8 protein-coding genes and 2 pseudogenes are annotated in these 13,147 nt (G+C 64.0%); 7 read left to right on the top strand and 3 right to left on the bottom strand.

The features are described from left to right. Positions 1–434 (bottom strand): annotated as a pseudogene (locus tag C6W92_RS16815) (IS3 family transposase); the annotation flags it as partial. A gap of 4 nt (positions 435–438) precedes the next feature. Here C6W92_RS16815 and C6W92_RS16810 point away from each other — a divergent pair. After that, positions 439–600: pseudogene (locus C6W92_RS16810) on the top strand (IS3 family transposase); the annotation flags it as partial. Positions 601–817: 217 nt separating this feature from the next. On the opposite strand, the gene C6W92_RS16805 reads toward C6W92_RS16810, so the two are convergent. Continuing rightward, a complete protein-coding gene (locus C6W92_RS16805) occupies positions 818–1,630 on the bottom strand; it encodes a helix-turn-helix transcriptional regulator (RefSeq protein WP_129435221.1) in 813 nt (270 codons plus the stop codon). Between the two features lie 133 nt (positions 1,631–1,763). Between C6W92_RS16805 and C6W92_RS16800 the strand changes: the two genes are divergently transcribed. From C6W92_RS16800 to C6W92_RS16775, 6 genes are all read left to right on the top strand, one after another. Further along, positions 1,764–3,785 carry a CocE/NonD family hydrolase gene (locus tag C6W92_RS16800; RefSeq protein WP_129435219.1) on the top strand — a complete coding sequence of 674 codons (2,022 nt, stop codon included), beginning with the start codon at positions 1,764–1,766 and terminating at the stop codon, positions 3,783–3,785. Positions 3,786–3,891: 106 nt separating this feature from the next. Further along, positions 3,892–5,442: an ABC transporter substrate-binding protein gene (locus C6W92_RS16795; RefSeq protein ID WP_129435217.1), complete on the top strand. Its 1,551-nt coding sequence runs from the start codon at positions 3,892–3,894 to the stop codon at positions 5,440–5,442. 74 nt (positions 5,443–5,516) lie between these two features. Then, the gene (locus C6W92_RS16790) at positions 5,517–6,461 is read left to right on the top strand and encodes an ABC transporter permease (protein ID WP_104018645.1); all 945 of its coding nucleotides are present in this window, start codon (positions 5,517–5,519) and stop codon (positions 6,459–6,461) included. Next, a complete protein-coding gene (locus C6W92_RS16785; protein ID WP_241691200.1) occupies positions 6,448–7,386 on the top strand; it encodes an ABC transporter permease in 939 nt (312 codons plus the stop codon). Before C6W92_RS16790 ends, C6W92_RS16785 begins: the two co-directional genes overlap by 14 nt. 1 nt (position 7,387) lies before the next feature. Then, positions 7,388–9,448, top strand: a complete 2,061-nt coding sequence (locus C6W92_RS16780) for an ABC transporter ATP-binding protein (RefSeq protein WP_129435215.1) — start codon at positions 7,388–7,390, stop codon at positions 9,446–9,448. Positions 9,449–9,472: 24 nt separating this feature from the next. Next, a complete protein-coding gene (locus C6W92_RS16775) occupies positions 9,473–10,900 on the top strand; it encodes a C69 family dipeptidase (RefSeq protein ID WP_129435213.1) in 1,428 nt (475 codons plus the stop codon). 527 nt (positions 10,901–11,427) lie between these two features. Here C6W92_RS16775 and C6W92_RS16765 read toward each other — a convergent pair. Continuing rightward, entirely contained in the window at positions 11,428–12,951 is a 1,524-nt protein-coding gene (locus C6W92_RS16765) for a bifunctional aminoglycoside phosphotransferase/ATP-binding protein (RefSeq protein WP_129435211.1), read from the bottom strand. Between the last annotated feature and the right edge of the window lie 196 nt (positions 12,952–13,147).

The following is a 13,147-nucleotide window of genomic DNA, read 5'->3' as shown; positions in this document are numbered from 1 at the left end:
TAGCCTATCGCGGAATGCAGGCGGCGTGAATTGTAGAATCCTTCGATGTAGGCGAAGAGATCCCGGCGCGCTTCGTCCCGTGTGGCGTACACGCGGTGATGAACCCGTTCGACCTTGAGCGTGTGGAAGAAGCTCTCCATCGGTGCGTTATCGAGGCAATGGCCCTTCCGGCTCATGGAAGGCGTTATCTTCGCTGCGGCAAGGGCTTGGCGATACTCGTCGGCCGCGTATTGAATGCCGCGATCCGAATGCTGGATGAGCCCCGGCGCCGGGCGCTGGCGTCTGATGGCCATGTCGAGGGCTTCGAGTGCGATCGAGGCATGAAGGGTCTCGCGCATGCTCCAGCCCATGACCTTGCGGGTGTGCATGTCGATCAGCGCCGCAAGAAAGAGCCAGCCTTCGCCGGTCCGGATGTAGGTCAGGTCCGCGAGCCATNTCCACACGCTCAAGGTCGAACGGGTTCATCACCGCGTGTACGCCACACGGGACGAAGCGCGCCGGGATCTCTTCGCCTACATCGAAGGATTCTACAATTCACGCCGCCTGCATTCCGCGATAGGCTATAGATCACCGGCCGACATGGAGCGCATGGCGGCCTGACCCCGTCCACTTTTTCAGGGCAGGATCAATGCTGCTTGCCACGCTTGCGGTGGATGATGACGTGAACGTATCGACGATGGTGGTCGCCTGAACTCCGTAAGTGTTTCCAGGGCGCCGGGACTACTTTGGCGCGCGACCGGATGGGTGATCGGTGGCCGCTTCATATCCGTTCAGGGAGACGGGCCATCCTGTTCAACCGACCTGAAACAGCCACGCATCACGGCTCGTCCACATCCAGAACAAATGTCGACGGTTCTATGGTGTTCTCGATCAAGGAAAGGATTTCTGATCGTATCAGGCCATCCTCTGGATCGAACAGCCCGGTGCGCTTCAGAGCTTGGCGGACATTGATATCGCGGCCCAGATACTCCAATGCAACCTTCGAGGCTCCGGGTTTGCGTCCTCGGCGTGTCGGGCCGCCGGTTTGTATGCCAAGCAGCAACCCGAGCCTGCTTCGGTGGCTTGGGTAAAGCGTTGCCTGCGTAATGGAATTCACTTCGATCGCTTCGTACTCCAGAATGTAGAGGCGATCAGCAAGGTAGAACAACACGCCTTCGTATTTGTTCAGCCCGCTCGTGCGTCCGGTTTCCGGGTCGCGCAGAATCTCGATATTCTTCCAGTAATACTTGTCATCCTCGCGGTAGACGAGCGCCAGGGACCGAATGACCTTTCCCTGGTTACCAAAGGAATAAAAGTAGCGGAAATAATAGCCTACATATTTGTTCAATTCCTGACTGTGCTGATACAGCCTGTCGAGATGGCGCAGGGGCTTGCTCAGCGCTTCCTGCTGGAGCGGCTTGCGTTTTAGTGAAACGATCTCCTGGAATTGCTGCGGCTCCATCAACAGTTCGGATTCGGAGACACCGAAGAAATCACATATCCGACGCATGTTGTGGCGCGACGGATAGGCATTGCCAGCCAGGTACTTGTTGAACTGCTGACGATTGAAGTCAAGCCTGCGGCAGACCTCTGCAATTGATGGAAAATAGCTGCATAGCAGGGCGAGGTTGTGGCGCAGATCATCAGACATGTCGCATGTGTATAGTGAAGCCCAAATAGCGTCAATTAGCGAAAGGGTGCGAAATTGCGTGCCGCGCGGCGGTGCGTAGGCTCTGGGCAATGACACGCATCCCTGTGATGAACAGCGGCCCGGAGGTAGACGAATGAAGCACGTGGACGTGTTTCCGTATGAGGTAACGGAAATCAGTCATCTGGAAATCCCGATGCGAGACGGCTGCAAGCTGGCCGCGCGCATCTGGATGCCGAAGGGTGCGCCGGATGCGCCGGTACCCGCGATCCTCGAATACCTTCCCTATCGCAAGAATGATTTCACCACGATGCGCGATGCCTCGATGCAGCCTTACCTCGCCGGGCACGGCTACGCGGTGATCCGGCTCGACCTGCGCGGTTCGGGCGATTCCGAGGGGCTGATGGTGGATGAATACCTGCCTCAGGAATTGCAGGATGGCTGCGACGCCATCGACTGGATCGCGCGGCAGCCGTGGTGCGATGGCAAGGTGGGGATGATCGGCATTTCCTGGGGCGGGTTCAACGGGCTTCAGATCGCGGCCTTGCAACCGCCCGCGCTCAAGGCGGTGGTGACGCTGTGCTCGACCGACGACCGCTATGCCGATGACATCCACTACATGGGCGGCTGTCTTTTGGGCGAGCAGTTGAGTTGGGCGTCGATCATGTTCGGGCGCAACACGTTGCCCCCCGATCCGGCCAATGTCGGCGACAGGTGGCGCGACATGTGGCTGGAACGGTTGGAGGGCAGCGGGCTGTGGCTCAAGAACTGGCTGGGGCATCAGCGGCGCGACGAATTCTGGCGGCACGGGTCGATCTGCGAGGACTGGTCGCGGGTGCGTGTGCCGGTCTACGCAGTGTCGGGTTGGGCGGACGGGTATTGCCGCAGCGTGTTTCGCCTGATGGAGAACCTTCAAGGCCCGAAAAAGGGTCTGGTCGGCCCTTGGGCGCACCGCTATCCACACCTCGGAGAGCCGGGGCCGGCGATCGGCTTCCTGCAAGAGGAATTGCGCTGGTGGGATCACTGGCTCAAGGGGCAGGATACCGGCATCATGAATGAGCCGATGCTGCGGCTCTTCGTGCAGGAGAGCGTGCCACCACGGGGCCATTACGATTCGCGCCCGGGCCGCTGGATCGCCGAGCGGGAATGGCCCTCGCCGCAGGTCGCGCGCACGCTCTTTCACCTCACACCCGGCGGCGAGCTAAGCCTTGAGTATCCGAATGAGATCGCGACGTTGACCCATCTAAGCCCCGCCGATGTCGGCATGGCCTCAGGCAAGTGGTGCGGCTATGGCGCGCCGGGGGATGCGCCGGTGGATCAGCGGCGCGAGGATGCGGGCAGCCTGTGCTTCGAGATCGAGGTGCCGGAGGAGGGGCTGACCTTTGCCGGGGATGCCAATGTGCACCTGCGGCTGAGCGTGGACCGCCCGGTGGCGCAGATCGCGGCGCGACTGGTGGACGTTCACCCCGACGGGCGGGCGACGCGGCTCTGCTTTGGCGCGCTCAACCTCACCCATCGCGGCGGGCACGACCGGCCTGAACCGCTGGTGCCGGGCGAGGTGTATGACGTGACCGTCCCGATGAAGCCCGTGGCGCAGAGCCTGCCCGTGGGGCACCGGCTGCGGCTGGCACTGTCGACCAGCTATTTCCCGATGATCTGGCCAGCCCCCGAGCCGGTGACGCTGAGCATCCATACCGGGGGCAGCGCCCTGGATCTGCCACTGCGCGGACCGTCGCCGCTGGACGATATGCTGCCTGCCTTCGATCCTCCGGAGGCCGGGCCGCCGCCCGTGACCGAGCAGATCATCGAACCCGAGAGCTATTTCCGCATCGTCGAGGATGCGGCAGGCAACGAAATGCAGATGCAGATCGCCGAGGGTGGCGGGGTGACACGGCTCTTGGCCAACGACATCACCATGCACAAGCAGGGATACGAGACCTATGGCGTGCCGCTTGACGATGTGACCGCCGCGTGGGGACGCACCGAGTGGCACTACGGGCTGAGCCGTGGCGACTGGTCCGTGCGCTCGGAAACCCGGACAGAGCTTCGAGCGGACGCGCAGGATTTCATCGTCACTGCCGAGTTGCGCGCTTGGGAGGGCGACGATCTGGTGGCGGAAAAGCGTTGGGAAGAGCGGATCGCGCGGGATCATATGTGAGCCGATATTCGCGAGTTCAGCGTCACTTCGCGCAAGGATGCGAAATAGGCTGACGTGCCTTCGCGTGGCATGATCTGCACAGGTAACAAACAGGGAGAAGACAGAGATGAAACAGACTGGAACCACACGCAGGGGATTTCTTGGCACCACTGCCGTACTTGGGGCGATGGGCCTCGTGCCGGGCTGGCCGACCGCCGCGTTCGCGCAGGGCGGCGGCACGCTTCGGCTGCGCATCGACGGCGATAACAACGTGCTCGATCCGGGCTACATGACCGGCGGCACCGAAATCGAGGCGCAGAAGCAATGCTTGCCCTTCCTCGCGCAATACGCCCGCGACGGCGACACGTTCACCTGGGAGCCCACGTACTTTGTCACCAAGCTGGAGCAGCGAGACGGCACGCATATCGACTTCGAGCTGGCCGAGGGGCTGGTATGGTCGGGTGGCCACGGGCCGGTGCAGGCGTCGGATGTCAAGTATTCCTACGAGCGGATGAAGGACAGCGACTGGTCAGGCTATTTCGAGGCGATGGACCATGTCGAGGTGACGGGCGAGCGCAGCGGCACCATCGTCCTGTCGAAGCCCTTTGCACCATTCATCATGATCACGCTGTGTCACGGCCCCGGCGCGGTGCTTAGCGAGAAGGCCATGACCGAGGCGGGCGGCAAGTTCACCACGCAGTTTCCGGCGGTCTGCGGCCCATATACCTACGAGGCGACGCCGGGTCAGCGCGCGGTGTTTTCCGCCAACCCCGATTGGAACGGGCCGCAACCGGCCTTCGAGCGGATCGAGTGTAATGTCATCACCGAGGTCAAGGCCGCCGAACTGGCTTTCGAGGCCGGGGAACTGGATTGCACCGAGGTGGGCGCCGACACGCTGGCGCGCTATACCAAGGACATGCCAGAAGGCACCGGCATCGCCGTGGCGGGCGAGCTGCAATACATGTGGATGGGCATGAACACCGAACATCCCAAGTTGCAGGACATCCGCGTGCGCCAAGCCATACAGCACGCGGTGGACGTGGATACGATCCTTCAGGGGGCCTATTCGGGCACCACCGCGAAATCCCACGGCATCATCTGCCCCGGCCTCGTCGGGCAGCGCGACAGCGCGGGCTATGCCTATGACCCCGCAAAGGCGCGTGAAATGCTTGCCGAGGCGGGTGTCGCGGGGTTGGAGCTGACGCTGCGCACGCTCAACAACCAGGAGCGGATGCTGGCGGCGCAGATCATCCAGGCCAACCTCGCGGCGGTCGGGATTACCGTAAAGGTGCTGCCGCTCGACAGTGGCCCGTTCTGGGAAATGGGCCAGGAGAGCAAGGGCGACACCTGGCAGGATCTGGAACTGTGGATCATGCGTTTTGGCACCACGCCAGACCCCTACGAGGCGACGCAATGGTTTACCTCCGACCAGGTCGGCGTGTGGAACTGGGAGCGGTGGACGGACGAAGAGTATGACCGCCTCTACCAGGAGGGCATCAACGAGACCGACCCGCAGAAGCGCCACGACATCTACGTGCGGATGCAGGAGATCATGGAGAACACCGGCGCCTATGTCTGGATTAACCATGAGCCTGAGGCCTTCGTGCACAGCACCGACGTGGTGGTGAACGCCGCGCCCTCGGGCGAGCTGAACTACCGCCGCTTCGAACGGGCGTAACCGCATCGCCGCGCGACCGGCCCCGCCAAGGCGCGGGCCGGTCGCCACGCGGGCACCGGTACGGGAGAGCCTGAGTGCTGTACTATCTCGTCAAGCGACTGGGCCTCTCGGCGATGGTGATCTGCCTCGTCGTGCTGGTGCTCTTTTCGCTGCTGTACCTCATTCCCGGCGACCCGGCGACCATCGCGCTGGGCCCGCGCGCCACGCCCGAGGCCATCGCGCGCTATGCCGCCAAGATGCATCTCGACGAGCCGGTGTGGCGGCAGTTCCTGATCTATATCGGCAACGCGGCCACCGGCGACCTCGGCCTCGACGTGTTCTCTGACCGGCCCGTGACCGCGATTATCATGGAGCGCATCGGCTTCACCCTCGCGCTGGTCTGCGCGGGGATGGGCTGGGCGATGGTGCTGGGCATCCCGCTCGGCTGTCTGGCGGCGGTGCGGCCCAACAGCTGGCTCGACCGGGTGACGGGCGTGTTGTCGGTGGGCACGATCGCGGTGCCCTCGTTTCTCGTATCGATCTGGGCGTTGCTCATTTTCGCCGTGCACCTGCGCTGGTTGCCCGCCATCGGCGCGGGCGAGCCCGGCGATACCGCCGACCAACTGTCGCACCTGGTGCTACCCGCCTTTGCCATCGGGTTGAGCTGGGTGGGGTACCTGGCTCGGATGGTGCGCGCCTCGATGCTCGAGGTGATGGGCGAGAACTATATCCGCTCGGCGCGCGCCTTCGGTCTGCATCCGCAGCGGGTGGTTTTTGGCTATGCGCTGCGCGTGGCTATCCTGCCAACGATCACGCTGATCGGCATGGGCTTTGGCGGGCTGATTTCCTCGACCGTGTTCGCCGAGATCATCTTTGCACGCCCCGGTATCGGCAAGCTCATTTTCGACGCCGTCATGGCGCGCAACTTCCCCATCGTGCAGGGCGCGGTGCTGGTGGCCACCGGCCTCTACATCCTCGTTGTCCTGTTGTCCGACCTCCTCATAGCTTGGTTTGATCCCCGTGTCCGTGAATCGCTCTGACCTCGAAACCGGTCTGCCGCCGGTGGATGCCTCGGGCCTGCCCGACCACCTGGCCGAGACCGAGCTCCGCGAATCCGCCGCCCGTGAGCGGCGCGAGAAACTGCGCCTGTTTCTCACCAACTGGCAGGGGCTGACGGGGCTGATCCTCGTGGTCTTGTTCTTTGCCAGTGCGATCTTCGCACCGTGGATCGCGCCCTATGAGCCCAATACGCTCGACGTGCCATCGCGCCTGTCGGGGCCGACATGGGAGCACCTGGCGGGCACCGACCAGCTTGGCCGCGATACGCTGTCGCGCATCCTCTACGGCGGGCGCGTCGCGCTCAAGATCGCGGCGATCGGGGTGTCGGTCGCGCTCGTCACGGGGCTGATCCTGGGCATGATCGCGGGGCTTGGGCCGCGCTGGCTCGACAGCCTGCTGCTGCTGGTTTTCGACACGGTGCGCGCCTTTCCCACGATCGTTCTGGCGTTGGCCACCGTGGCGCTGACGGGGCCAAGCCTCGGGATGGTTCTGGCCATCGTCATCGTCACCTCGATCCCGCAATACGCGCGGGTGGCGCGTACCTCGACGCTGTCGCTGAAGAACAGCGAATTCATCCTTGCCGAGCGGTCGTTGGGGGCCGGGATGACCCGGCTCCTGATGCACCACGTGATGCCCAATGTGGTGGGGCCGCTGATGATCCTAGCGGCGATGGACGTGCCTGTGGTGGTGACCGTCGAGGCGGGGCTGAGCTTTCTGGGTCTCGGCGTGCTGCCGCCCACGGCGAGTTGGGGGACGATCCTCAACGAGGGCTATCTGGTGATCCGCGACGCGCCGTGGATGGTCATTGCCGGGGGCATACCACTGATCCTGACAACGCTGGGCTTTACCTTCCTCGGTGAGGCGCTGCGCGACGTTTTCGATCCGCGCATGGGGAAAGGACGCTAGGATGCCAAAGGACATATTTGAGGCGCCCGAAACGCTGCTCGACATTCGCAACCTGTCGGTTGATTTCCGCACGCCACGCGGGCGCGTCAAGGCGCTGCGCGACATCTCCTTCCCGATCCGCAAGGGCCGCATCGTCGGAATCGTGGGCGAGAGCGGGTCAGGAAAATCTACCGTGCTCTGGGCGTTGCTGGGCCTTCTGGCGGGGAATGCCGAGGTGACCGGTGGCGAGGTGCGCTTTGGTGAGCGCGACCTGCTCCACGCGGGCGAGCCGCAGTTGCGCGCCATTCGGGGCGAGGAAATCTCGGTCGTGTTCCAGGACCCGATGACCAGCCAGATCCCGGTGCTGACCTACGGGCGGCAGATGCGCGACATCCTCTACCGGCGGCCCAACCTCTCGACCGCCGAGAAACGGCGTATGGCGGTGGAGATGCTGGGCAAGGTGGGCATCCCTGACCCCGACAAACGGATCGACCAGTATCCGCATCATTTTTCCGGAGGGATGCGGCAGCGTGCGGGCATCGCGATGGCGTTGCTCACGGGGCCGCAGCTACTTCTGGCGGACGAGCCGACGACGGCGCTCGACGTGACGATGGAAGCGCAGATCATCCACCTGTTGCAGGACCTTCAAAAGGAACTGGACGCGACGGTGGTCGTCGTGTCCCACAACCTGGGTCTGATCGCAGAACTCTGCGACGACGTGGTTGTCATGTATGCTGGCGAGGTGGTCGAGGCGGGCGAGGTGCGCGAGATATTCCACAACGCGCAACACCCCTATACCCGTGCGCTGCTGGAATGCGATCCGGCGCGGATCGACGACGTGTCGCGCAAGCTGCCGGTCATTCCTGGCGACATACCAGACCTGACCAGGCCGCTTTCGGGCTGCATCTATGCGCCGCGGTGCCAGAAGGCGCTGCCGGTCTGCCGCGAGACGCAGCCGCCCGATGTCGCTCGTGGCGAGATGAGCCTTGCCCGCTGTCATCTGCTGGACGGCCCGCATCGCGACCCGGACTGGCCACCGCCGCCGGACGTGATGACCGTGGGGCAGGGCGAGGCGAGTGCCGGCAAACCTGTCCGCGCCAAGCGCGACGATCCGCTGCTGGAGGTTTCGGACCTGAACGTGCAGTTCGAGACCGTGGGCCCGCTGCGCGCGCGGCTCAAGGGGCTCGAAAAACGCCACGTCGATGCGGTGCTCGACGTGAGCCTCTCGGTCGCGCCAGGCGAGACCGTGGGGCTGGTGGGCGAGAGCGGCTCGGGCAAGACGACGCTAGGGCGCACGGTGCTCAACCTCGTGGCCGCCCAATCGGGCAGCGTGCGCTTCGAGGGGCACGAGATACGCAACATGCCCGAGGGTCGGTTCAAGCCGCTGCGCCGGGACATGGCGATGATGTTCCAGGACCCGGTCGGGTCGCTCTCACCGCGCAAGTCGGTGCGCGCGCTCATCACCGAGCCGTTCCAGATCCACGGGATCACCGGGGTTGATCTGGATGCCGAAGCCGAACGGCTGGCCGAGATGGTGCGCCTGCCCAAGCCCTTCCTGTCGCGTTACCCGCACGAGCTGTCGGGCGGGCAGGCGCGGCGCGTGGGCGTGGCGCGGGCGCTGGCACTCAATCCCAAGCTCATCATCGCCGACGAGCCGACAGCGGGCCTTGACGTGTCGGTGCAGGGGGAAATCCTCAACCTCATGGCCGATCTTCAGGCCGAGCACGGGCTGGGATACCTCATCATCACTCACAACCTGCCCGTGGTGCGCCACATCGCCGACCGGTTGGCGATCATGTACTTGGGCCGCATCGTCGAAGAGGGCCGCACCGCCGAGGTCTTCGCTCGTCCGGTGCATCCCTACACCCGCGCGCTTGTCGAAGGCGTGCCGCAGCCTGACCCCGACCGCCGCCGGGTACATGTGTCGATCTCGGGCGAGGTGCCCAGCCTGCTCAACAGGCCCAGGGGCTGTGACTTCGCAGGACGTTGCCCGCTGGCACAAGATCGCTGCCGGGCCGAGAAACCATCCCATGTGACCATGCCGGATGGGCGTCGCCATGCCTGCCATTTCCCGCTGGCCTGACCCTCGGACAAAAGAGACACATACATGAGTTACGGCATCTATATCGGGCGCAATCACTCGGCTGACGGCGTCGCATACCTCGCGGGATACGGCGACGAGCCGAGCAGCCATTGGCTGGAAATCTGCCCGCGTGCGCAGCATCCCGACGGCACGTTCATCACGGTGGGTGTGACGCCACAGGCCGACATGCCCGGTCGTTTGACCGAAATACCCCAAGCTCCGGAAACCCTGCGCAACATGCGGGTGAGTTACAGTTATTACCTCGGCGTGCCCGCTCCGCTGACCAATGGAGGGTTGAACGAACGCGGCGTGGCGGTGCGTGACATCTGGTCCACCTCGCGCGCCGAGCTGATCGCGATGACGCCAAAAAACCAGACCGGACCAAACTATTCCGACCTTGCCCGCATCGTCATCGAGCGCGCGCACAGCGCGCGCGAGGGCGTAGAGCTGATCGGTGACCTGATCGCAAAGCACGGCTATTCCACTTATGGCGGCAATTCCCACATCATCGCCGACCCGGACGAGGCTTGGGTGGTGATCGAGTTTGCCGGAGGCCGCGGCCTGTGGTGTGCCGAGCGGCTGGGCCCTGACAGCATCCGTGCCTCGCGCCCGGGGTATATCGGCGAAGTACCGGACGCGCCTGACGAGAACTTCCTGTTCCCGATACATTTCTTCGACACGGCCCGTGAAATGGGCTGGTGGTCGCCGGGTGATGGTCCTTTTCATGTCAACCACGTCTATGGCGACGGCAAGCATCGCTGGGACGGGGTTGCCTGGATCGAGGATGAAATGCGCCAGCGCGCTGCGCGCCCTGAAAAAATTGGGCTGGCAGACGTGTTCTGGTCTATCAGCAGCGAACGGCTGACTGGCGATACCGCCGGCTATGGCCAGGTCGTGCCCCTGACGCATCCATCGCACGACGCGTTGCGCATGATGTGGCACGCACCGGTCGGCCCTGTCACCGCGCCACTCCTGCCGGTCTTTCTCGGTCAGGACACGGTGCCTCCGGCCTGGCGCCAGCACCGGTACCTGACAACCGGCGAAAGCCACCGCTTCCTTGATCTCCGCAAGGAAGACAAGGGTCCCGACACGGTTTCTCTGGTCCCGCAGGGTATCGAGACGGGGCCGTCGGCTGTCCATGAATTCAAGAGGCTGATGCACCTCGCTTTTCAGAAACCGGATCCCGTCCTGGACGAGATATGGACACACTGGCGTGCGATCGAGGCCAACGTAAACGCGGAGTTGCCGGACGTGCTGCGCGCGGCGTCGGTTCTGCTGGACGCGGGCGAGCAGGCGCTCGCATCGCAAGTGCTGACGGAGTTCAGCGAGGCACGTTTCGCCATGGCGCTGGCCGATTGCCGGGCGCTCGCTGATGCGGTTCATGCCAGGCTCAGCGCTCTGGGAGCGTTGAATATGACAAACCAACCCCTGTCACCGGATCAGATATGGTAACGCAGCGTCGTTTGACAATCCCGACGACATTCTCACACGTGATCGGCGTTGCCACATAAATCCGTCTTACGGCGTGACATTCCTTTTCCCGTAGAATTCAGGCCATGTGGACGATTTCCAACCTGCACGCGCCAGCGTCGGTCTGCTGATGCAGGGACCGCGTCTCGCTGGCTCATGCGGTAGAATGCATAGAGCACGATGGTTGCGAAGGAGCCGCCAAGCACGACCCAAAATGCGAACGGGCCGAGCACATTCATGGCAAAGCCCATGTCCAGCGGGCCAATGATGGCCCCTCAGCCGAAGGTGAAGACGAAACCGCCCGGTCCAAGGGCAGCGAGGCAATAGAGTGGCGAATAGGCGTCGTCCTTGCGGGGGAGAGTGAGCATGACATCTGCCTCCTTGCAAGTCTGCGTGCCGGCCTTGGTCCACCAGTCATGCAGCGCAGACATATTCCAAAATGTAATGTGATGACACGCGACGCGCGCCTTGATTTATATCGGCCGCGCGGTCGAGGCCCTGCCGTCCTTTCAGGATCCAAGCGCGGCGTGCGCCCGGTTCAGAACGTCCCGGACATCGCCGCTGGACTCGACGCGCACCCAGTCCGTCGCCCCCTCGCCGGAGGCCAGTTGCCGCAGCACCACCGTCTCATCGGCATCCGAGGCATCACCCTGGCGTGCCGATACGCGCGACACAAGCGTGTCCCGATCCGCGTGCAGCCAGAGTCCGGAGAACCGCACCTCCCGTTGCCGCGCAAGTTCGACGAGCGCCTGGCGCTCCTCCTCGCGGGCAAAGACCGCGTCGAAGATCACGGAATGTCCGGCGCGCAGGGACCGGTCGGCTTGCGCGAGCAGCCGGGCATAGACTTGCTTGCCAGCGGTCTCGGAATAGGCGCTCTGCGGCAGGCCCGAAAGCGGATCGACCCCGAACATTGCCTTGCGTTCGAGGTCGCTGCGCAGGTGGATCGCGCCGGGCACCGGGGCGATCGACGGCGCAAGTTGCCGGGCCAGGGTGGTTTTGCCGGTGCCCGAATACCCGCCAACCGCAACGAGACGGGGCGCGGGAGGCGAGAGGTAATCGAGCGCGTGATCGAGATAGGCCTGGGCCTCGGCGATGCCGGAATCGGGCGGGCCGTCCTCCAGCCGCGCCGCCTGCACCGTGACCATCGCCCGGATGCCCGCCCTAAGCCCTAGGAAGAGCGGCAGCAGGGCCAGCCCGTCGAAATGGTAAGGCTCGCGCGCCCGGTAGAGGTAGGCGTCGAGCACGGCATGCGCCGCCTCGTGGAGGTCGCGATGCAAGAGGTCCATGATCGCGAAGGCGAGGTCGTAGAGAACGTCGAGCGTGGCAAGGCGCTCGTCGAATTCGAGCGCGTCGAAGAGCACCGGCCTGTCGTCGAGCAGCACCATGTTGCCCAGGTGCAGATCGCCATGGCCGCGCCGGATATGCCCCGCGCGCCCCCGCGCGGACAGGAGCACCGCGTTGCGCGCGATTTCGGTCGCGATGCAGTCATGGAAACGCTTGATGCGCCCTTCGCCAAGGGCATCCGTCATCCCTCCGAGCGCTGCGTTCAGATCGGCAGCGGCCGTGCGCGCCAGCGTGCGGCCATCCTCGTGCCGCGTCTCTGCGCCGGCGTGATAGTCCGCGATGGCCGCGCCAATTTCTTCGGCCAGGGTCCGGTCGATCCCGCCGCGAGCGGCCACCGCCGTCATCTCTGCGCCTTCGGGAAAGCGGCGCATGTGCAGACACCATTCGACTGGCTCGCCGTCACCATTCAGTTCGAGACGCCCATCGGCACGCCGGGTCAGCGGCACGAGACCGCGGTAAACTTCTGGCGCAGCCGACTTGTTGATGTCCATTTCTCGGCGCAGCATCGCCTCGCGTTTTTGGGGTGTCGAGAAATCGAGATAGTCGTAGACGACCGGGCGCTTCACCTTGTACGCTGAGTTCCCGGCAAGAAACACGATCGCGGCGTGGGTCCGCACGGTTTTCACCTCGGTCTCCAAGCCGTGGGTTTTCGGGTCGGAGAGGGCCTCCACGATCTCATCGAATGCCATGCGCTGCTCCTTGCAACAGGTTTTCGCGCCCTGGATACCCTGACCTGACCCCGGCCGCGTTGATGCACATTAAGGAACGTCTGAAAAACCTGCGACTTTCTGCCTAATCTGATAGGTTTGGGGCGTCCGCCAGAGGAGTCCTGCCGATGCCGAAACAGCCCGCCTTTCCCAGCCTGCGTGATGCGATGAAGAAGAA

Source organism: Roseovarius sp. A46 (assembly GCF_004126395.1).
GTDB classification, from domain to species: domain Bacteria; phylum Pseudomonadota; class Alphaproteobacteria; order Rhodobacterales; family Rhodobacteraceae; genus Roseovarius; species Roseovarius nitratireducens.
Note: the sequence above shows the minus strand (reverse complement) of the source record. Positions and strands in the feature narration are given on the sequence as shown.

Bases quoted from the DNA above. Each gene is read 5' to 3' on its own strand.
- C6W92_RS16780 (WP_129435215.1), top strand. From the start codon at position 7,388: ATGCCAAAGGACATATTTGAGGCGCCCGAAACGCTGCTCGACATTCGC.
- C6W92_RS16775 (WP_129435213.1), top strand. From the start codon at position 9,473: ATGAGTTACGGCATCTATATCGGGCGCAATCACTCGGCTGACGGCGTC.
- C6W92_RS16800 (WP_129435219.1), top strand. From the start codon at position 1,764: ATGAAGCACGTGGACGTGTTTCCGTATGAGGTAACGGAAATCAGTCAT.
- C6W92_RS16765 (WP_129435211.1), bottom strand. From the start codon at position 12,951: ATGGCATTCGATGAGATCGTGGAGGCCCTCTCCGACCCGAAAACCCAC.
- C6W92_RS16805 (WP_129435221.1), bottom strand. From the start codon at position 1,630: ATGTCTGATGATCTGCGCCACAACCTCGCCCTGCTATGCAGCTATTTT.
- C6W92_RS16795 (WP_129435217.1), top strand. From the start codon at position 3,892: ATGAAACAGACTGGAACCACACGCAGGGGATTTCTTGGCACCACTGCC.